The sequence below is a fragment of the Pseudidiomarina piscicola genome (assembly GCF_902806985.1).
Taxonomy (GTDB): Bacteria; Pseudomonadota; Gammaproteobacteria; order Enterobacterales; family Alteromonadaceae; genus Pseudidiomarina; species Pseudidiomarina piscicola.
In genome coordinates this window covers 57,083-77,557 of record NZ_CADCXY010000006.1, presented here as the reverse complement: position 1 = coordinate 77,557, position 20,475 = coordinate 57,083, and the positions used below count along the sequence as shown (strand labels likewise).

Sequence of the window (20,475 nt, the reverse complement as noted above, 5' to 3'; positions counted from 1 at the left end):
ATCATCGGTAGATTGACTCTATGCAAAGGAAGAGGGACACGCATGTTAACGCGACAAGAACAAGCTAAACAACGCTGGGGCGGTGCTCATCAAGAAATTGATGCTTGGTTGCATGAGCGCCAAGAGATGCTCATTGAGTACTTTAAGCTGGCCGGTTTACCGCCATACAATAAACGACAAGCAGCATTGCCCTCAGCAGAGGAAATTCGTAATTTTTGTGGTCTACTTGTCGACTATGTGTCGTCGGGGCACTTTGAGATCTATGATCGCATCGTACGCAACAGCACCAGTGAGCCAGATCAAACGGAAGCCCTTGCTAGTGAGCTTTTTCCGCTGATTAGTGAAACCACAGAAGTCGCTCTTGCATTCCATGATCAGTATGGGAACAGCGTGGATGAGACACAACTCAATGAATTTGACCGGCGTTTATCTGAGTTAGCCGAGGTACTCGAGTTAAGAATGGAGTTTGAAGACCGTCTATTGCAATCGCTTGAGCAACAGCAACTGCTATAAAGAAAAAAAGCGCCAAACGGCGCTTTTTTTACCAACTACTTACCTATTAACCTTCAGCTTCAACGTCCGCTGCAGGTGCTTCCATCGCTGGCTTTTCTTTTACATCAAGTAGCTCAACTTCAAAGATAAGCGTCGATTTCGGTGGAATAGTGCCACCGCCAACTTCACGGTCGCCATACGCCAATTCCGGCGGGATAACAAAACGGAATTTGTCACCAACGCTCATCAATTGCACGCCTTCGGTCCAACCTGGGATCACTCGGTTAAGTGGGAAAGTTGCTGGTTCGCCACGTTCAACTGAACTGTCAAAAACAGTACCGTCAATCAAGGTGCCTTCATAATGAACTTGCACGATATCTTCGGCTGTTGGCTGCTTGCCACCCTCTTCGCCTTCATTGAGTACTTCGTATTGCAGACCCGACTCAGTGACCATCACACCTGCTTTTTCAGCGTTTTCCGCCAAGTACGCATCGCCGGTCGCTTTCGCTTCAGCACCTAAATTGGCAGCTTTCTTTTCAGTAAATTGCTGCTGCATGGCGGTCAGCAGTTCTTGCTGTTCTTCTTCGGTAATTTTTGACGTGTCTTTCAACGAGTCAACAAAGCCCGCAATAACTTGGTTACGATCGAGTTCAAGATCCATTTTATCTTGCTCTACCAAGTTACTGTTTACGAACGTACCTACCGAGGCACCTAAGGCATAGGCCATTTTCGCTTGCTCTTCCGTAGGTGCTTTCTCAGACACAGGATAAGCTTCCTGCTCTTGCTGAGTACAGCCAGTAATCGCGATAGCTACTAAGCTAAGCGCTAAAGTCTTCTTTAAATAGCTCATTCATTTACTCCGTGATTGAATTCTTGTGTCTAACAAGGTCTAATTCGTCGCGACCACTATATTACACATAAAAAGGTACTTTTGCCTATGGCTGAACATCCAGAGTCTCAACTTGAATTGCGTGTTGCTAATCTTGAAAGCCAACTAGCGTTCCAAGATGACACGATTGAAACGCTCAATCAATTAGTGACAGCACAGTCTGAACAGTTACAACTAATGAGCCACAAAATGAAGTTGCTCGGCCAGCGCCTGCAGCAGTTGCAAGAGCGCACTGATGACGGGGACACGTCTGACCCCGCGGCCGATGTACCGCCTCATTATTAAGCAGAACACCTACCGGCGCGGTACTTAACTTGACCCTTGTGGACTGACCCCGTATAACATTCATTCAACTTTAACGGAGTTTCTATGTCGGTCAAGCACCCAATTATTGCGGTAACAGGCTCATCAGGCGCTGGCACAACCACCACCAGCCAAGCCTTGCGACACATTTTTCGCTCGCAAGAGATCACCGCTGCGTGCGTAGAAGGTGACAGCTTTCACCTGTACTCACGCCCGGAAATGGATGTCGCCATTCGTAAAGCACAAGAACAAGGGCGACATATTAGTTATTTTGGGCCGGAGGCGAACGACTTTAATCGCTTAGAAGCGTTGTTCCGCGAGTATAGTGCCAACGGGAGAGGCGAGGTTCGGCGTTACCTGCACAACTTTGACGATGCAGTTCCTTATCACCAGATGCCGGGTACATTTACCCCGTGGGAGCCGCTGCAAGAAAACACCGATCTACTGTTTTACGAAGGCTTACATGGTGGAGTGAAAACAACCGATCACGATGTCGCAAAAAACGTTGATTTGCTCATAGGCATGGTGCCTATCGTTAACCTTGAGTGGATTCAGAAGCTACTCCGTGACACGGCAGAACGTGGGCATAGCCGCGAGGCAGTCACGCAAAGTATCGTTCGCAGTATGGAAGACTATATTCACCACATTGTGCCGCAATTCTCACGCACTCATATTAACTTCCAACGCGTACCCACAGTTGATACATCGAACCCTTTCAGCGCGAAAGATATACCCTCGTTAGACGAAAGTTTTGTGGTCATACGCTTTCGCGGCATGCGTAACGTCAACTTCCCCTATTACCTACAAATGATTGACGGGGCATTTATGTCGCGTATGAACACGCTCGTGGTGCCTGGTGGAAAAATGGTGTTTGCCATGGAGCTAATTCTAGCTCCCTTAATCGAAGAGATGATGTTCGCTAAACAGCACGGCGGTAAACCGGGCTGGCTGAAAAATTAGTTGTGCTCGCCTGCCAACCAATGCTGTTGCCATTGCGCACCGCGATCTTGAGCCAGCAACGGGGTGAGAAAGTTCATTATCTTCGGTAACTGCTGCACCACGCCGAAAGGCGGGTTAATAAACAGCATGCCACAACCATTTAGGCGACTTGCATCTTGTGGCCCACGAATCAACAAGTCCACAGCTAAGGCTTTTTCTACCTGGGGTAAATCAGCAACGGCTTGCTGAAACTCGCTCGCCACGATGGGGTCTTTGATAGGATACCAGACCACATAGGTACCATTGGCCCAGCGCTTCGTTCCCTCAGCTAACGCCAACGTTACTTGCTCAAGCTCATCGGTTTGTTCGAACGGTGGATCGATCAGCACCATGCCGCGTTTAATGGGCGGTGGGGTAAGCGCTTTTAACATCGCGAAACCATTGCGACCACCGGCAACATTAATACGCTGACTCAAAGGAAAATCGTGACGAACATTTTCGCCGAGAAGTTCAGCGTCTTCAGGGTGCAGCTCACAGAGTGTGAGCAGGTCTTGCTCGCGCAATTGCAGGGCTGCCAGGTAAGGTGACCCCGGGTACCATCGACAACTCTCAGCGTCGCTGCCATGATTGAGCTCGCGGACCGCTTGCACATAGCCGGTAAGTTCAGCGGGTACCTCGGCGGCACTCAACAAACGTTTAATGCCAAGCTCCCATTCCGCGGTCTTTTGCGCCTGTTCAGCTTGCAAGTCGTACATGCCAATTCCGGCATGGGTGTCTAACAACCAAAACGGTTTTTCTTTTTGCTGTAAATACGACAAGCACGCCCATTGTAAGGCGTGCTTCATCACATCGGCAAAATTACCCGCATGATAGCTATGACGGTAGTTCACCTAATCGGCCTGCTCGATGCTGTAGCTGTGAGTGATTTCAACGGCGGCCTCAAGCATTTTTGCCACTGAGCAATATTTCTCAGCAGACAGCTGTACTGCTCGCTCAACATGTTTTTCAGCCACGTCGTGGCCGGTGATCACAAAATGCAGATGAATTTTGGTAAACACCGCTGGTACCGCGTCGGCACGCTCACCTTCAACGTCACAGCGACACCCTGTCACCTGTTGACGGGCTTTCTCTAGAATACTCACCACGTCTACTGATGAGCAACCGCCGGCCGCAGCCAGTACCAATTCCATAGGCGATGCGCCAACGGCTTTGTCGCCGTCCAACTGCACTTGATGGCCGGTACCAGAGGTGGCGTTAAACACCATCCCCTGTTGCCATTCAACGGTCGATTTCATTGCTGCAGCCATTAGTTAGTCCTCGGCTTTATCAAAGTTAAGCCCTGGGGCTAGCTTCTCTGGCATGGCGACTTTTTCAGCTTCCACTGATGCCACTGGGTACGCGCAGTAGTCGGCTGCATAATAGGCACTTGCGCGATGGTTACCACTTGCGCCAATACCGCCGAAGGGCGCTGCACTGCTTGCGCCGGTGATCGGCTTATTCCAGTTCACAATGCCCGCACGAATGCGCTTGAAGAAATAACGGTAGGTTGCTTCTTCGTCACAAAGAATACCCGCAGACAAACCGAAACTGGTGTTGTTGGCTTCTTTAATAGCAGCATCAAAATCAGTATAACGATAGACTTTTAATAATGGCCCGAAGTGCTCAATATCAGGCATATCTTCAACGTTAGTCACGTCAAGAATACCTGGAGTCACAAATCCTAGGTTATGATCTTGCTGTTGCATCCGTACCAGCACTGACGCACCGGCTTCAGCGAGATCGTTTTGTGCTTTGACCATTTCATTTGCTGCTTTAGCAGAGATCATTGCGCCCATAAACGGCTGCTTTTCAGCGGCATAATCGCCGACTTCAATCTGCTTGGTGACTTCAATTAAACGCTCGAGAATAGCATCACCGTTTTCACTGCGCTCAATAAACAAGCGGCGTGCGCAGGTGCAACGCTGACCAGAGGTGATATACGCCGACTGTACGATGTCGTGTACCGCACCTTCAATATCTTCAACGTCTTTTACGATTAAGGGGTTATTACCACCCATTTCGAGCGCCAAAATTTTGTCGGGACGGCCGGCAAATTGTTTATGCAACACGTGCCCCGTACCTGACGACCCGGTAAAGAAAAGACCATCAATTTGAGGGTGTGCAGAAAGTGCTTTACCCGTTTCAACCAGGCCTTGAACCAAGTTCAATACGCCTTTAGGCAAACCGGCTTGTTGCCATAGCTTCACCGTATACTCGGCGACATTAGGAGTCAGTTCACTTGGTTTAAACACCACGGTGTTACCCGCTAATAGCGACGGTACAATATGCCCGTTAGGTAAATGTCCCGGAAAGTTATAAGGGCCATAAACAGCGACCACACCGTGTGCTTTGTGACGGATAAAAGCTTTGCCTGCTGGCATTGGGTTTTCGACGGTGCCTGTACGTTCATGATAGGCGCGCTCAGAAATCGCCACCTTGCCCATCATTGCGCCAACTTCAGTTGAGGTTTCCCATACTGGCTTGCCGGTTTCGGCAGCGATGATTTCGGCGAACTCTTGCTTATTTTGTTCTAGCAACTCGGCAAACTTTTTACAGATCGCTAAACGCTCGTCAAACTCTCGATCGCTCCAGTCAACAAAAGCGTCTCGCGCTGCCATAACAGCGGACTCGACTTGCGCTTCAGAGGCACACGCGCCGCTCCATACGACTTCGTCGCGAGCTGGGTCGACCGACTTAAAAACTTCACCTTCACCAGCGAGCCATTCGCCGGCAATAAATAAATTTTGTTCTGACATTATCTGTTCCTCGTTATTTGAGTCCAGTTACAGCGCGACAAAACGCGCTGAGTCTCCGTGCTTCAAGCGCAACGCCTCGGCGGTGTCTTGGGAGACTGTAATCGAATCTTCAGCGACGTGGATAGTGGCACGTGCGGCGCGAAAATCTGCGACACGGGTGTTACAAAGAATAACATCGGCACCGTCCGCAACGTCACCAATGTGGACAGGTTTACGCATACTCTCACGCACGGTTTTAATATTTTCGACATCAACTTCAACTGTTGGCCCTGCATCGAAAATATCAACATAGCCGCGGAACTTGAAGCCTTCGCTTTCTAGCATCCGCAAAGCGGGTCGAGTGTTATCATGAACCTGGCCAATCACTTCTTGTGCTTTCGGCTCTAGCATTTTCACATACAGTGGAAACTGCGGCATTAATTCCGCCACAAACGCTTTTTCGCCAATCCCGGTCAGGTAATCCGCCTGGTTGAAGTCCATGGTGAAGAAGTGCTGTTCCAACCAATCCCAAAACGGTGATTCACCATTTTCGTTTGAAACACCGCGCATTTCGGCAATCGCTAGGTCACTAAAACGTTCACGAAACTCAGCCATAAACAGCATCCTGAAACGTGATAACACACGGCCATTTTGGTTTTTACGGAATGGTTCGCGCAAAAATAAGGTGCAAAACTCGCTCACGCCAGTGTAATCGTTGCACAGCGTCAAGGTTTCCAAAGCGTTGTAAACATCAAGGCTTTTCGAGTGATGGACGACTTTGCCGAGCCGGTAATGATAGAACGCCTCGGTTAAACCTACGGCGGCTTCGATACCACTACAGCCGACGATTTCACCCGATTCAGTGTCTTCCATTACAAACAAGTAGCCTTCTTCACCTGGCTCACTTACGTGTTCGCGGGCAAAGGCTTCCTGAGCACGAGCGATGCGACGACGCAACAAGTCTTCGTCAATCGGCAACGAAGTAAACCCATAGCCTGACTCAACCGCGCAAGAGTAAAGCGCCGCATAATCTTGCGGCGTAATTGGACGTACCACTAACATAAAAGCTCCGTCGTCTTAGCCGACGATTTTTGCGATGGCTTTTTCAAAACGCGCTAAACCTTCAAGCACATCAGCTTCAGGAATAATTAATGATGGCGTAAAGCGAACCACACTTGGTCCGGCGACCAACACCATCACACCTTCTTCAGCACCGGCGTTAAGGAAATCTCGAGCCTTTCCGGCGTAATCGTCACTCAACTCAGCGCCAATCAATAGGCCTTTGCCACGGATATCTTTAAAAATTCCGTAACGTTGATTGAGTTCTTCTAACTTACTTTTGAAGAGTTCTTCGCGAGCCTTTACGCCAGTCAAAACTTCATCGGTGTTGACCACATCAAACACCGCTTCGGCAACAGCACACGCCAGTGGATTACCACCGTAGGTGCTGCCATGTGTACCTGGCTTAAGATGTTCAGCAATTGCCGCTGTGGTTAGCATGGCACCGATTGGGAAACCACCACCCAGCGATTTAGCCGAAGCTAAAATATCAGGTGTCACACCTAGTTGTTGGTAAGCATACAAGCTACCCGTGCGACCGAAGCCCGTTTGCACTTCATCAAAAATTAACAACGCATTGTATTTGTCACACAACGCACGAACGCCTTTAATGAACTCAAGGTCAGGGCTAATAACACCGCCTTCACCCTGCAAAGGTTCCATCATCACCGCACAGGTTTTGTCGGACATTTGCGCTTCTAAAGCGGCTAAATCATTGTAGTCCACGTGCTCTACGCCACCTGGCTTAGGGCCAAAACCGTCTGAGTAAGCCGGTTGACCACCCACGGTTACCGTAAAGAAGGTACGGCCGTGGAAGCCTTTGTTAAAAGCAACGATTTGGTCTTTATGGGCACCGTGTTTATCCATCGCCCAACGACGTGCCAACTTCAAAGCTGCTTCGTTTGCCTCGGCGCCAGAGTTGGCGAAATAAACACGATCAGCAAAGGTGGCATCGGTCAGTTTTTTGGCCAAACGGATGGCCGGCTCATTGGTGAACACGTTGCTTAAGTGCCAAAGCTTGTTGCCTTGTTCAGTTAACGCATTGACCATGGCAGGATGGCAGTGACCGAGACAGTTCACGGCGATACCGCCGGCAAAATCGACGTATTCAGTACCGTCTTGATCCCATACACGCGAACCTTCACCTTTCACCGGGATCATTTTCGCTGGGTTATAGTTAGGGACCATTACGTCGTTAAACGTTGCGCGGGTAACTTTCATCTGATCTGCCATAAATTCCTCTCTTTCGGATTCTCTTACGGATAATTTAAGTGGCCATATTATTGCAGATATTGCGTCGGTTGTCGTGGCTGAAGAACAGAAAAAACAGGGCGTTCAGCGAATCAGGTTAAGCTTGCGGGTTCCCTGCATAACTATGCGTGAGCTGACTTTTCAGGTGCATAGTTAACGCGTGAAATTTGCACAGAAAGTGACGAAATTCTGCAAAACGGCGTGCCCATACTCGGTTTCGACTGCTTCCGGGTGATACTGAACCCCCCAAATCGGTAGCTGTCGATGATGCAGCGCCATCACCTCTTGACGACCGTCGTCGGCGCTGGTCCAAGCGTCAACGTGTAGACACTCAGGAACTGATTCTGGTGCCAGCACCAAAGAGTGGTAGCGCGCCACACGAAATGGTTGTGGTAAGCCCAACATTAAGCCCTGATCGGCATGCGAAAGCAGCGAGGTTTTGCCATGCATCACTTGCTGCGCTTTGACCACGCGTGCACCAAACACCTGACCAATAGCTTGATGGCCAAGGCAGACGCCAAGTATTGGTAGTTTGCCAGCAAAGCGCTCAATCACAGCAAGAGTAATACCGGCTTCGTTGGGGCTGCAGGGCCCAGGTGAAATGACAATACCTGACAGCGCCAGCCCTTCAATTTCCGTAAGCGATATCGCATCGTTTCGGCGTACTAAAACATCGACCTCTAACTCACGCAGATACCTTACTACGTTATGGGTAAACGAGTCATAGTTATCGATCATCAACAGCATGGACGGCGCTCTGGTGCAATCAAGGACGCGGAACTAAGCCAATCACGTCATAAACTTTGCGTAACGTTTCGGCGGCATGAGCACTGGCTTTTTCAGCACCTTTCGCCATTACCTGGTTAAGAAAGTCGGTATCGTTACGGTAGTCGTGATAACGCTGCTGCAAAGGCTCGAGCATTGCTACCACAGCCTCTGCCGTGTCAGTTTTTAAGTGGCCATACATTTTATCTTCGTAGTCTGGCACTAAATCTGCAATTGAGCTTCCGGTTGCTGCTGACAAAATCGATAGTAAATTCGATACCCCAGGCTTTTCTTCTGGATCAAAGAAGATTCGCGCTTGTTCGTCGGAGTCGGTGACTGCCCGCTTAAGCTTCTTCGTAATTTTTTTCGGGTCTTCGAGCAAGCCAATAAAGTTATTTGGATTGTCGTCAGACTTTGACATTTTCTTGGTAGGATCTTGCAGGCTCATTACCCGCGCACCAACTTCTGGAATAAAAGGCTCTGGAATAGTAAACACATCACCATAAATATTATTAAAGCGTGTCGCTACGTCGCGAGCCAGCTCAAGGTGCTGTTTCTGATCATTGCCCACCGGCACTTCGTTCGCCCGATAAAGCAAAATATCAGCGGCCATAAGCGCTGGATACGTAAATAAACCGGCATTGATATTGTGTGCATGACGGTCAGACTTATCCTTAAATTGCGTCATACGATTGAGTTCACCCATTTGCGTATAGCAATTTAACACCCAAGCTAACTGTGCATGCTCCGGAACATGTGACTGCACAAAGATGGTGCTTTTCTCAGGATCCAAACCACATGCCATATAGAGCGCTAACCCATCTAACGTAGCTTCGCGCAACTGGGCAGGGTCTTGACGCACGGTAATGGCATGTAAATCGACCAACATAAAGCGACAATCATGGGTTGCTTGCATGTTCACCCATTGCCGTAATGCGCCAATGTAATTACCGATAGAAAGTTGTCCAGATGGCTGACAGCCACTTAATACAATAGGTTTACTCATAAATAGTTCCGTTATTACGTTCAGTGCAACACTTAACCCTTGGCTACTTTGCGACTGTTGCTAGTTGTTGGCGCATTTGGCGAATAACCTGCGCATAATCGGGTTGATTGAAGATGGCAGAACCAGCGACGAACATATCCGCCCCCGCGGCTGCGATTTCGGCGATGTTATCGGTCTTCACACCACCATCAATTTCCAGCCGAATGGGCAAACCACTGGCATCAATGCGTTGCCTTGCTTCACGCAGTTTGTCTAAGGTTGCTGGAATAAAAGCCTGGCCGCCAAAGCCTGGGTTCACCGACATCAACAAAATGACATCGACTTTATCCATCACATAATCAAGATAATGCAACGGCGTCGCAGGGTTAAACACCAAACCGGCTTTACAGCCATGATCGCGAATTTGTTGTAAGCAGCGGTCGATATGTGTCGCGGCTTCAGGATGAAAGGTAATAATCGACGCCCCAGCTGCGGCGAACTCATCAATCATGCGCTCGACGGGTTCCACCATCAGATGTACATCGATAGGCGCTTCAACACCATGCGCACGCAAGGCCTTACATACCATTGGTCCAATCGTTAAATTCGGTACGAAATGGTTGTCCATCACATCAAAATGAACCACATCCGCGCCTGCTTTTATCACCGCATCAACTTCTTCCCCCAAACGGGCAAAGTCAGCGGATAAAATCGATGGTGCAATCAGAAAGTCTGCCATAGTGTTCCCCGTAACCGGTGATCGGTAACTGCAATGGTGCCCAGAAAGTGCACTAGTGTACCAGACCGCTGTGCGCTTGCCAGTTAAAATAATCAGCTAAATGCCTTGGCAAAGTTGTTAAAAAACTGCTAGATTGTACGTTATCTACGCGACCTTCGAAGCGGTTTAAGTTCCTAGGAGTTCCAGTATGTACAAGCAACGTTCACACAAAAAATTAGCGAGTGGCTTCATTGTTGCCTCGGTAATGATTGGTGCCGCCTTGTTCACTGATTTAGGACCGACCACTCAGGCGCCTTCAGACACAAAGTGTCAGCAAGCCTCGAGTCTTACTGATGAGGCTCAGCTCGCGCAACAGTGCACCCTCCAGACTGGCACCAATGAACTCTCTTGGAGCTCTTGGTTTTCTGGCAATAGCCGCTCTACGCAGTTTCATTTTATGGATCTTTTCGAACTCCTGTTTGGCGACTCAAACCACAGTCAAAGTGATTACGGAAGCAATAAGAAAGTAAGCATAGGCTAAGTGGCGTAATGAGCTCAGATTCCAAGCCGGGTGTCTTCAGTATTATTCTTAGTGTCCTTGCTGCACTCTTTGGTGTGCAAACGGAAACCAACCGCCAACGCGATTTCACTCAGGGCCACCCTGGTATTTTTATCGGCGTTGGCATCGGCTTTATCGTGTTATTTGTCGTAAGTCTACTGTTGATCGTAAACTGGGTGCTCCCTTAAAGGTGAGCACCCGCTTGTTCTTGCGTCGTAATTCCAGAGTGTCGCAATAACGCCTCCACTTGTGGTTCACGACCACGAAACTCTTTAAACAGCTGCATTGCCTCGCGCGAGCCGCCACGCTCAAGAATCGCGTGAAGGAAGTCCATACCAACCTCGCGGTTAAAAATACCTTCTTCCTCGAAACGGCTAAAGGCATCTGCCGACAACACTTCAGCCCATTTGTAACTGTAATAACCAGCGGCATAACCACCGGCGAAAATATGCCCGAAGCTATGTTGGAAGCGGTTGTAGCTCGGTGGTTGTCGAACTGCAACTTGCGCTCTTACGTTATCGAGAATAGCTTGAATTTGATCGCCTTTGGCGGCATCGAAATCACGGTGTATGCGCAAGTCGAATAGGCTAAACTCGAGCTGCCGCACCATTTGCATTGCTGATTGAAAATTTCGCGCTGCCAGCATTTTATTTAGCAGCTCTTCAGGTAAGGGTTCACCCGTCTCATAATGCCCAGAAATAAGTGCTAAAGCATCGGGTTCCCAACACCAGTTTTCGAGGAATTGCGACGGTAACTCGACGGCATCCCAAGCCACACCATTAATGCCAGACACACCAGCGACATCGACCTTAGTGAGCATATGATGCAAGCCATGACCAAATTCGTGGAATAGTGTCAGTACTTCATCATGTGTAAAGAGCGCAGGTTTATCGCCCACAGGTTTGTTGAAATTACAGGTTAAGTAAGCCACTGGAAATTGCAGCTTATTTTCACTGCTAATACGCCGTACAGCGCATTCAGCCATCCAAGCGCCACCTCGTTTGCCGTTACGAGCATAAAGATCGAGGTAAAAACTCCCGCGTAATTCGCCGTTACTATCACCGATCACAAAGTAGCGTACATTTTCGTGGTAGGTCGACGGCGGTGTTTGCTCTTCCACGTGCATGCCAAATAGACTTTGGACGACACTAAAGAGCCCTTTTAGAACTTGCTCTTCCGGGAAGTACGGGCGCAACTCTTCATCGGAAATCGCGTATTTTTGTTGTTTCAATTTTTCACTGAAATAAGCAACATCCCATGCTTCAAGTTCATTGCGGTTATAGTTTTGCCGCGCGAAGTCGAGCACTTCTTGGTAATCTGCTTTGGCTTGCGGCAAAGAACGCCTTGCTAGGTCTTGCAGGAACTGTTCAACCTGATCCGCAGATTCAGCCATTTTCGTAGCAAAGCTCAACTCGGCATAATCTTTGAAACCTAGTAACTGAGCCATTTCATGACGCAGCGCTAGAGTTTCCGCCATAATTGCAGTGTTATCAAACTCACCTGCCTGGGGTCCTTGCTCCGATGCACGCGTGGTGAAGGCTTGATACATTACTTTACGCAGTTCGTCATCGTCGGCGTACATCATTACCGGTAAATAGCTTGGAATCGCCAAGCTAAAGCGCCAGCCTTGCTGGTTATTTTCTTCAGCCGCGCTTGCCGCAGCATCAATGGCACTTTGTGGTAGGCCTTGCAGGCGAGCTTCTTCGGTCACCAAGTGATGCCAGTTATCCGTGGCGTCCATTAAGTTATTACTAAAGCTGGAGCTAAGTTCCGATAGTCGCGTTTGAATTTCGGCAAAGCGTTGCTTTTCGGCCTCAGGTAGCGCAATACCAGATAGCTCGAAGTCTCGTAACGTATCATCTATAACTTTGCGCTGCGCCTCGGAAAGCTGCGAATAGTCATCACTATGCCGAAGCGCTTTAAAGGCTTTAAACAGCCCTTCATGCTGACCGACAAAGGTGCCGTACTCACTCAGTAGCGGCAAACAGCCATCATGCGCTTGACGCAGCTCGGCCGAGCTAACCACCGCATTTAAATGTGCCACGGGCGACCAGCTACGTTCGAGTAAATCGTCGCTATCCTCAAGCGGTGCCACCAAACCTTGCCAGCTGAAGTCTTGCGCTTGAAGCACTTGCTCGATGGTCGCTTTACAATCGGCAATGCGCTGCTCAATCGCCGGTACCACATGCTCGGGTTCGAGCTCATTAAATGGCGGCAGTCGATATTCTTTTAATAAAGGGTTTTGACTCATTCGGCTTCCTCTTGAATAATGCGCTGTGTAACTACTTTAATGAAGATGTTAGGCCAAAGCTCTTAATTTCAAGGTCGCCGCCTAAATAACAACAGGAAACCACCATGAACTTAGCTCACCTATGGTCACGCAAGTGGTCACGCAAAATGCGCCACGGAATTGCACTGGGGCTTGCGTTTACCGCGCTTGCCGGTTGCAGCAGCGTACCTAGCTATGCACCAACAGACTCACAAAATAGCGCAACCACTGGACAAGACCTCGACTTAGACGCACTTTATTCGAGCGGCACCTATCAAGCTCGTGGTGTTCCCCCGACACGCTGGCTTGCCGACGGCAGCGGCTATACCACCCTTGAAGAAGCGGCGCAGGGCGAGGGCCGCGATTTAGTGCGTTACCACCCGCGCACGCAAGCCCGTACCGTATTGATTAGCGCCACTGAGCTGACACCTGAAAACGCTGATGAAGCGCTTCATATAGCCGACTACCATTGGTCGAATAGCGGCAATAAACTACTTATTTTCACCAATACCAAACGTTCATGGCGTACCCACACCCTGGGCGATTACTGGGTGTTTGACCTCACCGATCGAACACTCAACCAATTGGGGGCTTTTGCCGAACCATCGACCTTACAATTTGCCAAGTTTGACCCTGCTGCTGAACGCGTTGCTTATGTTATGCAAAACAATATCTATGTTGAGCAACTGAGTAGTGGCAAGGTCACTCAGCTCACACACGACGGTAGCGACACTATCGTCAATGGTACTTTTGATTGGGTCAACGAAGAAGAATTTTTCTTGCGCGACGGCTTTCGCTGGAGCCCCGACGGTAAAGAAATTGCTTACTGGCAACTCGATACCTCGGGCACGCCGGTGTTTACCATGATTAATAATACCGACCAGCTATACCCGACACTGAAAACCTTTCCCTACCCTAAAGTAGGCGAGACCAACGCTGCCATGCGCATTGGTGTGATGTCAGCTGACAGCGGTGAAACCACTTGGATGAACGTACCAGGCGATCCACGTCAGCACTATTTAGTGCGGATGCAATGGGCTGGCAATTCCGAGCAATTATTTATCCAGCAACTGACCCGCTCACAAGCCGTCAACCGCGCCTTTTTAGCCGATGCAGACTCAGGCTCTGTGACCGAAGTCGTCCGAGAAACCACAGCCAGTTGGGCTGAATATGTGGACGACGTAACCTTCCTTGATGACGGCAAAGCCTTCACCTGGTTGAGCGAGCGCAGCGGCTATCGACATATCTACCGCGTCGACCGTGCAAGCGGTCGGTTGAAGGCGATTACTCGGGGTAATTGGGACGTCGTTGAAGTGTTGCAAATAAACGAGCAGCAAGGCTGGGTTTATTTCATTGCCTCGCCTGAGACACCTCTTGAACGCTATCTATTTCGTGCAAGCCTTGACGGTAGTAGCAAGCTGGAACGTTTAACGCCAGCGCGTGCAGGAACCCATAGCTATCAGCTGTCTGCGAACGCTGATTATGCAGTTCATACTTTCTCCAGCGTGAATCAAATGCCGCAGGTCGACATGATTAGCTTGCCTGAGCATCAACAAATTCGTTTGATCAAAGACAATGCTACACCACAGGCCGCCTTTAATGAGCTTGCGCGGGGTGATTTTGAGTTTTTCCAAGTAACAGCACAAGACGGTCTTACACTCGATGGTTTCTTAATGAAACCGGTCGATTTTGATCCTACCAAAGAATACCCGATCGTATTTTATATATACGGCGAACCTTGGGGGCAAACTGTTAGCAACAGCTGGGGCGGAGAGCGCTTTTTGTGGCACACCTATCTCACTCAGCAAGGCTACATCGTGGCCTCTATTGATAACCGTGGAACTCGCTCACCACGCGGCTTTGAATGGCGTCGTTCGATCTATCAACAGCTAGGTGTGGTTACCGTACGTGATCAGCACGACGCGCTGCAGGAAATGCTTGCACGTTGGTCGTTTATTGATGAAGATCGCGTCGGCATTTGGGGCCATAGCGGTGGCGGTTCACAAACCCTCAATGCGCTGTTCCGCTACCCAGAGTCGTATCATGTCGGCCTTGCGCTTGCTCCCGTGCCTGATCTGACTCTGTATGACACCATCTACCAAGAACGCTATTCAGGCTTACTGCCCGACGCTGCAGCAAGTTACCGCGAAACGTCGGCACTTACCCATGCTGAAAACCTGCAGGGCGACTTACTTTTAGTCCACGGTACCGCTGACGATAACGTTCACTTTCAAGGTTCTGAGCGACTCGTCAACGAGCTGGTGAAGCATGGAAAGCAGTTTGAGTTCTTTGCTTACCCTAACCGTACCCATGGTATTCGCGAGGGCGAAGGTACAACACTCCATTTGCGTACCATGATGACGGAATTTTTGCGCCAGCATTTACCAGCAGACGCTAACTAAGTTAGTCAATATAATCTAGATAGGCTTCGTTCAGCACGGTCATTCCGTGCTGACGTAGCCACTTCTCAGCAGCCTGATAATCATCAGAGTAACGCGCAACCAACTGCCAAAATCGGGCGCTGTGATTGAACTCTGCCAAGTGGCATAACTCGTGGATGACCACATTTCGTACTATCCACTCTGGTGCGAGCCAGAGCTTCCATGAAAACTTCAACTCGCCGGCACGACTACAGTGCCCCCACTTACTGGAAAAATTACCGACTCCCCAACTCTTCGGCTGTAGCGGATGGGTCGCTGGCCAAGCCGCAAAAAACGCATCTAACCAAGCTAACGCGTGTTGTTGGTACCAGGCTCGTACGATACCACGCGGTTCATTTTCTGGATTTGAACGTGCCGTTACCGTTGCCACCAATTTAGCAAGCTTGCGTTCACACGTTTTGCGAGTTGCAACGTGCACTTCAAGCACTAAAGGCTCACCTAACCAGCGTAACCGTTCGCCGGTTCGCCAGTAACGCCGCTTTAGACCGGACAGTTGCTGTTGTTGACGGTGCCGGTGGCGCTCTATCCACTCTTGTTTACTGGCTACAAAGCGTTGAATTTCTGCTTCAGATACCGCCCACGGCGCATGCACCTGCACTTCGCCATCGCGAATTTTGATGGCAACTGAGCGGCGTCTTCGACTGCGATGGATAGGATAGATTAAACTCATCGGTTCTTTGGTCTCGCTGTAGCGGTAGCTTGCATTGCACAGAGGCTCATTTTAGGCGATCATAACGCCATAATTTAGACACAGATTAGCATGTAACAGGAGTACAACGCATGGCTCGACATTATGATTATTTAGCAATTGGCGCTGGTAGCGGAGGTATTGCATCCGCAAATCGCGCGGCAATTCGCGGTGCTAAGTCCGCCGTTATTGAAGCTAAAGCGGTCGGTGGAACCTGCGTCAACGTTGGTTGCGTGCCGAAAAAAGTAATGTGGTACGGTGCTCACATTGCTGAAGCCATCAAGTACAGCGAAGCCTACGGTTTCGATTTGCAGCAAAACGGCTTTAACTGGAAAACCTTGGTCAACAACCGCGAAGCCTACATTGAGCGCATTCATGGCGGCTACAAAAGAGGTTTCGAAAGCAATGGTGTTGAGTTTATTGAAGGCTTTGCCCGCTTTGTAGATGCTAACACGGTCGAGGTCGATGGTGAGCACATCACCGCTGACCATATTACCATTGCCGTAGGCGGCAGAGCCACGATTCCTGACTGTGAAGGTGCTGAGTACGGTATTGACTCAGATGGTTTCTTCGCGCTCGAAGAACGCCCCAACAAAGCTGTTGTGGTGGGTGCCGGTTACATTGCGGTTGAAATCGCAGGTGTTCTACACGCTCTGGGTAGCGATAGCCATTTATTGGTGCGCCGCGATCGCCCTCTGCGTCACTTTGATGAAGACATTACTGAAGCTCTCCTTGAGCGCCTAGCGTTAGACGGCCCTACGCTGCACACCAATACCAATGTTGCGAAAGTCGTCAAAGACGATAACGGGCTGCTGCAAATTCATACCCAAAGTGGCGAAATCCTTGAAGATGTTGATTGCCTGGTTTGGGCTATTGGCCGCGAACCTGCAACTGACAAAATTAACCTTGAGGCGGCAGGCGTTGAAGTTGACCCGGTTGGCTTTATCCGCACCGATAAATACCAAAACACCAATGTGAAAGGTATTTATGCGGTCGGCGATATTACCGGCGAAGCCCAATTGACCCCAGTAGCGATTAAAGCGGGCCGCTTGTTAGCAGAACGGCTATTTAACCCCGAGCTCGGCGATGTGCACATGGATTACACGCAAATCCCAACCATCGTATTTAGTCACCCGCCGATTGGCACCGTGGGTTTAACGGAAGTTGAAGCGGTCGCCAAGTATGGCGATGGTAATGTAACAGTGTATAACTCCAAGTTTGCGGCTATGTACAATGCAGTAACACCGCACCGAGCACTCAGTACCTTTAAGCTCATATGCACCGGGCCCGATGAAAAAGTCGTTGGTATTCATGGTATCGGCGAAGGTATGGACGAAATTTTACAAGGCTTCGCGGTAGCAATGAAAATGGGCGCAACGAAGGCTGACTTCGATGCCACCGTTGCATTGCACCCAACCAGTGCCGAAGAGTTTGTCACGCTGCGTTAGCGGCGTGCAGGCTTGCGCTCGGCAGACGCAGCATCAAGGGTCATCGACACAATCCGCGACAGGTGACTGTACGGTAGACCCGTTTCCTCATGCCACTGATTGAACACTTGCTGCACCTGACGCAGTCCTTTTTGACTGGTGGGTGATGCATCCAACAGGTTGTGGTTCTTCAATGCGGTGACCACGTCGGGCGACAGTACAAAGCCATCCCAGCCAACACGGCGCAAAAAGTGCTGCGCTGTTGCGCCGGCAAGTCGGGAACCATTTTTTTTGAAAAAATGAAGTAGTTCGAATTGCTCCGACGATGGCCAATCGGCTAGAAACTTTCCGAAGCTACCATGGCGCTCCGCTACTTCGACAATCATCCGTGCGTTCACAGGAACGGTGTTAATTTTTTGCCAGTTGCGCACAATACGTTCGTCATTTGCTAGCGACTCAAGGCGATCGGGCGGAACCTGTTGCCAATACAGGGGCACAAAGCCGCTAAAAGCCTGTTCAAAACCGCTCCATTTAGCGTCAATAATACGCCAGACAAAGCCCGCTCGGAAAATCCCTCGCGTCATTTCCGCCAAGTAAAAAGCGTCATCATGTTGTACGAGCTGTTCCACTGGAGGTAGTTTTGGCAGTCGAGCCTGTAGTTCTTTTGGCCCTTTTCTCGCCAACGCGCGGTCATAAAAGTAACTAAATTTCATCAGTTTCACTTTAACCTTTATCGTATTGGTACTAGCTTAGCTAACCATCTCTGTGCTAATTTCACAAGATTGCTTCATGTTCATTCTTTTGGTTAGTAGGTAACCATGTTTTTACTGATTGTTTTTGCGTTTATTGCGATTGGCATTTCCTTTCTCTGCTCGATTCTTGAGGCTGCGCTGCTTTCAATAACGCCAAGCTATATCGCACAACTCCGCGAGCATCGCCCGCATTTACATCAACAATTACAAGGTTTGAAAGCCAACATCGACCGGCCCTTAGCGGCCATCTTAACGCTAAATACCATCGCTCACACCGTCGGTGCAGCCGGTGTTGGCGCCCAGGTGGGCGTGGTCTTTGGCGATGGTTACCTGGCGATCGCCTCGGCGGTCATGACGTTACTGATTTTAGTGCTCTCTGAAATTATTCCCAAAACCATCGGTGCAAAGTTTTGGCGTGGCTTGGCCCCCATGCTCCCAGCACTTTTGAACACCATGATCACGGGCTTGAAGCCTTTCATTTGGGCCTCTGATCAAATCACCAAGCGAATAGGCGGCAACGCCCACGACATTGATGTTCGCGCCGAAATAAAAGCCCTTGCCATCGTGGGTAACGAGCAAAAAGCGATTGATGATGACGAAAAACGCGTGATCAGTAACATTCTCGATTTGCACTCAATTAAAGTAAGTACCGCAATGACCCCACGTACGGTCTGTGAAGCTGTACACCCCGACGCTACAGTGGGTGACTTTTTAGAGCAGGTTAAAGCTTTGCCCTACTCACGCTTCCCGGTCATTGATGAAAACGAAATACCGCACGGTATTCTGTTGCGTAACGAAGCTCTCGAATCGCAACACGACCAAGTTGTCAGTTCACTGATTCGCGACGTTGAAGTAGTAAGCCCCAGTGTTGATTTAGAAAGCGCACTCACCTTATTGCTCGAAAAGCGTCAGCACCTCGCGGTCGTCTTTGATGAGCACGGTTCTTGGCTCGGCTTAATTACGTTAGAGGACATCATTGAGACCATTCTTGGCCAACCAATTATGGACGAAACAGACACCATTCCTAGCCTGAGGCGTTATGCCAAGCAGCGCTGGGCGCAACGCATAAAGCCTGAGTAGCTATGCAGTTAAACGTGCCCACACCTTCCGAACAGCCGTTTGTTCACCAGTCACAGTTACTGCGCGCCGTACTAAAAATTATCGGTGTGTTTTCGCTACTTATCGGTACGATCAATATATTTGCGTTTGAACGTTTTGACATTGCGGCCTTTAACTTTGTCAGTGCGATTGTAGCGCTGTTGCTACTTATCTACTTTCAACGGTCCAAACAGTTACTACGCACCTCATGGCTAACCTGTGCGGCAGTTACATTCAATGTCCTGATGTTTATTCACCTCGCTAACGGTGAAAGCTACTCAGTGCTGTGGGTCATGATTCTGCCGCCTATTATGTTTTTCTTACTTGGCAGAGCTGTAGGTGCATGGCTGACAGCGGCGTTGTTTCTTTATGTGATTGTTTTCATGGCGTTGCAGCTACCATCAGCTGAGCCTCGCGCATTTAGCATCAGTGGACTGTTAAATATCACAGAAGTGTGCATTGCACTGTGGTTTTTGTTTCGATTTTACGAGGGGTCACGTGAGTCTGCCTATCGACAACTAGAGCGACAGTCGATGACTGATAAATTAACCGGGCTATATAACCGCATAAAACTCGACGCAGTGGTCGCAGAGCAACATCAGTTGGTCAGCTCAGGTCAGCTGAAGCGTTCGATAGTGGTCATCGCTGATATTGATGATTTCAAATCGATCAATGACCAGTTAGGCCATATTCAAGGTGACAAAGTGCTTCAGCATGCCGCCACATTACTGCGCAACTTCACCCGCGACGACGGCATTATTGGCCGCTGGGGTGGCGAAGAATTTATGCTGATTCTACCTAATTACACGCTGACGCAAGCGCAGCACTATAGCGATTTGTTAAGGCGATATATCGCTGACCACGGCACGCCTTTTGCACAACCCTTAACGATGAGCTTTGGGCTTGCAGAGCTTGGTAAAGAGATTCCCGCCGAGCAAACCTTTATTCGTGCTGACCGGGCGCTTTATAGAGCCAAAGAGGCCGGTCGAAACTGCGTCAAAGTAGCGCATAGTTAAATTTTGTTACAAAGCTATCGTTTATCTTAAGCTTCTACGCTGCCAAACAA

The 20,475-nt window shown here is 49.4% G+C and carries 21 protein-coding genes; 9 read left to right on the top strand and 12 right to left on the bottom strand.

Going from position 1 to position 20,475, the window contains the following annotated elements; translation table 11 throughout:
* Positions 1-42: 42 nt before the first annotated feature.
* A complete protein-coding gene (gene rsd, locus PSI9734_RS10570; RefSeq protein ID WP_173921117.1) occupies positions 43-513 on the top strand; it encodes a sigma D regulator in 471 nt (156 codons plus the stop codon).
* A 46-nt stretch (positions 514-559) separates the two neighbouring features.
* Here the strand turns inward: rsd and fkpA are convergent, their stop codons facing one another.
* A complete protein-coding gene (fkpA, locus tag PSI9734_RS10565) occupies positions 560-1,342 on the bottom strand; it encodes an FKBP-type peptidyl-prolyl cis-trans isomerase (RefSeq protein ID WP_173921116.1) in 783 nt (260 codons plus the stop codon).
* Between the two features lie 87 nt (positions 1,343-1,429).
* Here fkpA and PSI9734_RS10560 point away from each other — a divergent pair, with 87 nt between their 5' ends.
* A complete protein-coding gene (locus PSI9734_RS10560) occupies positions 1,430-1,666 on the top strand; it encodes a SlyX family protein (RefSeq protein ID WP_173921115.1) in 237 nt (78 codons plus the stop codon).
* An 84-nt stretch (positions 1,667-1,750) separates the two neighbouring features.
* Complete coding sequence (locus PSI9734_RS10555; protein ID WP_173921114.1) at positions 1,751-2,644, top strand: phosphoribulokinase; 894 nt, start codon at positions 1,751-1,753, stop codon at positions 2,642-2,644.
* Here the strand turns inward: PSI9734_RS10555 and PSI9734_RS10550 are convergent.
* From PSI9734_RS10550 to rpe, 8 genes are all read right to left on the bottom strand, one after another.
* Positions 2,641-3,513 carry a 23S rRNA (adenine(2030)-N(6))-methyltransferase RlmJ gene (locus tag PSI9734_RS10550; protein ID WP_173921113.1) on the bottom strand — a complete coding sequence of 291 codons (873 nt, stop codon included), beginning with the start codon at positions 3,511-3,513 and terminating at the stop codon, positions 2,641-2,643. The two genes, PSI9734_RS10555 and PSI9734_RS10550, sit on opposite strands and share 4 nt — an antisense overlap.
* Positions 3,514-3,918 carry an OsmC family protein gene (locus PSI9734_RS10545; RefSeq protein ID WP_173921155.1) on the bottom strand — a complete coding sequence of 135 codons (405 nt, stop codon included), beginning with the start codon at positions 3,916-3,918 and terminating at the stop codon, positions 3,514-3,516. It abuts the gene before it with no gap.
* A 15-nt stretch (positions 3,919-3,933) separates the two neighbouring features.
* The gene (gene astD / locus PSI9734_RS10540) at positions 3,934-5,418 is read right to left on the bottom strand and encodes a succinylglutamate-semialdehyde dehydrogenase (RefSeq protein WP_173921112.1); all 1,485 of its coding nucleotides are present in this window, start codon (positions 5,416-5,418) and stop codon (positions 3,934-3,936) included.
* A gap of 27 nt (positions 5,419-5,445) precedes the next feature.
* On the bottom strand, positions 5,446-6,459 hold the full coding sequence (astA, locus tag PSI9734_RS10535; RefSeq protein ID WP_173921111.1) for an arginine N-succinyltransferase: 1,014 nt from the start codon (positions 6,457-6,459) through the stop codon (positions 5,446-5,448).
* A 15-nt stretch (positions 6,460-6,474) separates the two neighbouring features.
* Positions 6,475-7,677, bottom strand: coding sequence for an aspartate aminotransferase family protein (locus PSI9734_RS10530; RefSeq protein ID WP_173921154.1), 1,203 nt, complete (start codon positions 7,675-7,677; stop codon positions 6,475-6,477).
* A 183-nt stretch (positions 7,678-7,860) separates the two neighbouring features.
* Positions 7,861-8,454 (bottom strand): anthranilate synthase component II, encoded by a 594-nt coding sequence (locus PSI9734_RS10525; protein ID WP_173921110.1) that lies wholly within the window; start codon positions 8,452-8,454, stop codon positions 7,861-7,863.
* 19 nt (positions 8,455-8,473) lie between these two features.
* Positions 8,474-9,478: a tryptophan--tRNA ligase gene (gene trpS / locus PSI9734_RS10520; protein WP_173921109.1), complete on the bottom strand. Its 1,005-nt coding sequence runs from the start codon at positions 9,476-9,478 to the stop codon at positions 8,474-8,476.
* Positions 9,479-9,521: 43 nt separating this feature from the next.
* A complete protein-coding gene (gene rpe, locus PSI9734_RS10515; protein WP_173921108.1) occupies positions 9,522-10,196 on the bottom strand; it encodes a ribulose-phosphate 3-epimerase in 675 nt (224 codons plus the stop codon).
* A 187-nt stretch (positions 10,197-10,383) separates the two neighbouring features.
* Here rpe and PSI9734_RS10510 point away from each other — a divergent pair, with 187 nt between their 5' ends.
* Both PSI9734_RS10510 and PSI9734_RS10505 read left to right on the top strand, forming a co-directional pair.
* Entirely contained in the window at positions 10,384-10,716 is a 333-nt protein-coding gene (locus PSI9734_RS10510) for a hypothetical protein (protein WP_173921107.1), read from the top strand.
* A gap of 8 nt (positions 10,717-10,724) precedes the next feature.
* Entirely contained in the window at positions 10,725-10,922 is a 198-nt protein-coding gene (locus tag PSI9734_RS10505; RefSeq protein WP_173921106.1) for a DUF2970 domain-containing protein, read from the top strand.
* Here the strand turns inward: PSI9734_RS10505 and prlC are convergent.
* Positions 10,919-12,985 (bottom strand): oligopeptidase A, encoded by a 2,067-nt coding sequence (gene prlC / locus PSI9734_RS10500; RefSeq protein ID WP_173921105.1) that lies wholly within the window; start codon positions 12,983-12,985, stop codon positions 10,919-10,921. The genes PSI9734_RS10505 and prlC overlap by 4 nt on opposite strands.
* 104 nt (positions 12,986-13,089) lie before the next feature.
* Between prlC and PSI9734_RS10495 the strand changes: the two genes are divergently transcribed.
* On the top strand, positions 13,090-15,405 hold the full coding sequence (locus PSI9734_RS10495) for a S9 family peptidase (protein ID WP_246194917.1): 2,316 nt from the start codon (positions 13,090-13,092) through the stop codon (positions 15,403-15,405).
* 1 nt (position 15,406) lies between these two features.
* On the opposite strand, the gene PSI9734_RS10490 is transcribed toward PSI9734_RS10495, so the two are convergent.
* Positions 15,407-16,114, bottom strand: coding sequence for a M48 family metallopeptidase (locus PSI9734_RS10490; protein ID WP_173921104.1), 708 nt, complete (start codon positions 16,112-16,114; stop codon positions 15,407-15,409).
* 110 nt (positions 16,115-16,224) lie between these two features.
* Between PSI9734_RS10490 and gorA the strand changes: the two genes are divergently transcribed.
* On the top strand, positions 16,225-17,580 hold the full coding sequence (gene gorA / locus PSI9734_RS10485; RefSeq protein WP_173921103.1) for a glutathione-disulfide reductase: 1,356 nt from the start codon (positions 16,225-16,227) through the stop codon (positions 17,578-17,580).
* On the opposite strand, the gene PSI9734_RS10480 is transcribed toward gorA, so the two are convergent.
* The gene (locus PSI9734_RS10480; RefSeq protein WP_173921102.1) at positions 17,577-18,272 is read right to left on the bottom strand and encodes a DNA-3-methyladenine glycosylase I; all 696 of its coding nucleotides are present in this window, start codon (positions 18,270-18,272) and stop codon (positions 17,577-17,579) included. The two genes, gorA and PSI9734_RS10480, sit on opposite strands and share 4 nt — an antisense overlap.
* A gap of 105 nt (positions 18,273-18,377) precedes the next feature.
* Here PSI9734_RS10480 and PSI9734_RS10475 point away from each other — a divergent pair, with 105 nt between their 5' ends.
* Positions 18,378-19,391, top strand: a complete 1,014-nt coding sequence (locus PSI9734_RS10475; protein ID WP_173921101.1) for a CNNM domain-containing protein — start codon at positions 18,378-18,380, stop codon at positions 19,389-19,391.
* A gap of 2 nt (positions 19,392-19,393) precedes the next feature.
* Entirely contained in the window at positions 19,394-20,425 is a 1,032-nt protein-coding gene (locus PSI9734_RS10470) for a GGDEF domain-containing protein (protein ID WP_173921100.1), read from the top strand.
* Positions 20,426-20,475: the final 50 nt, after the last annotated feature.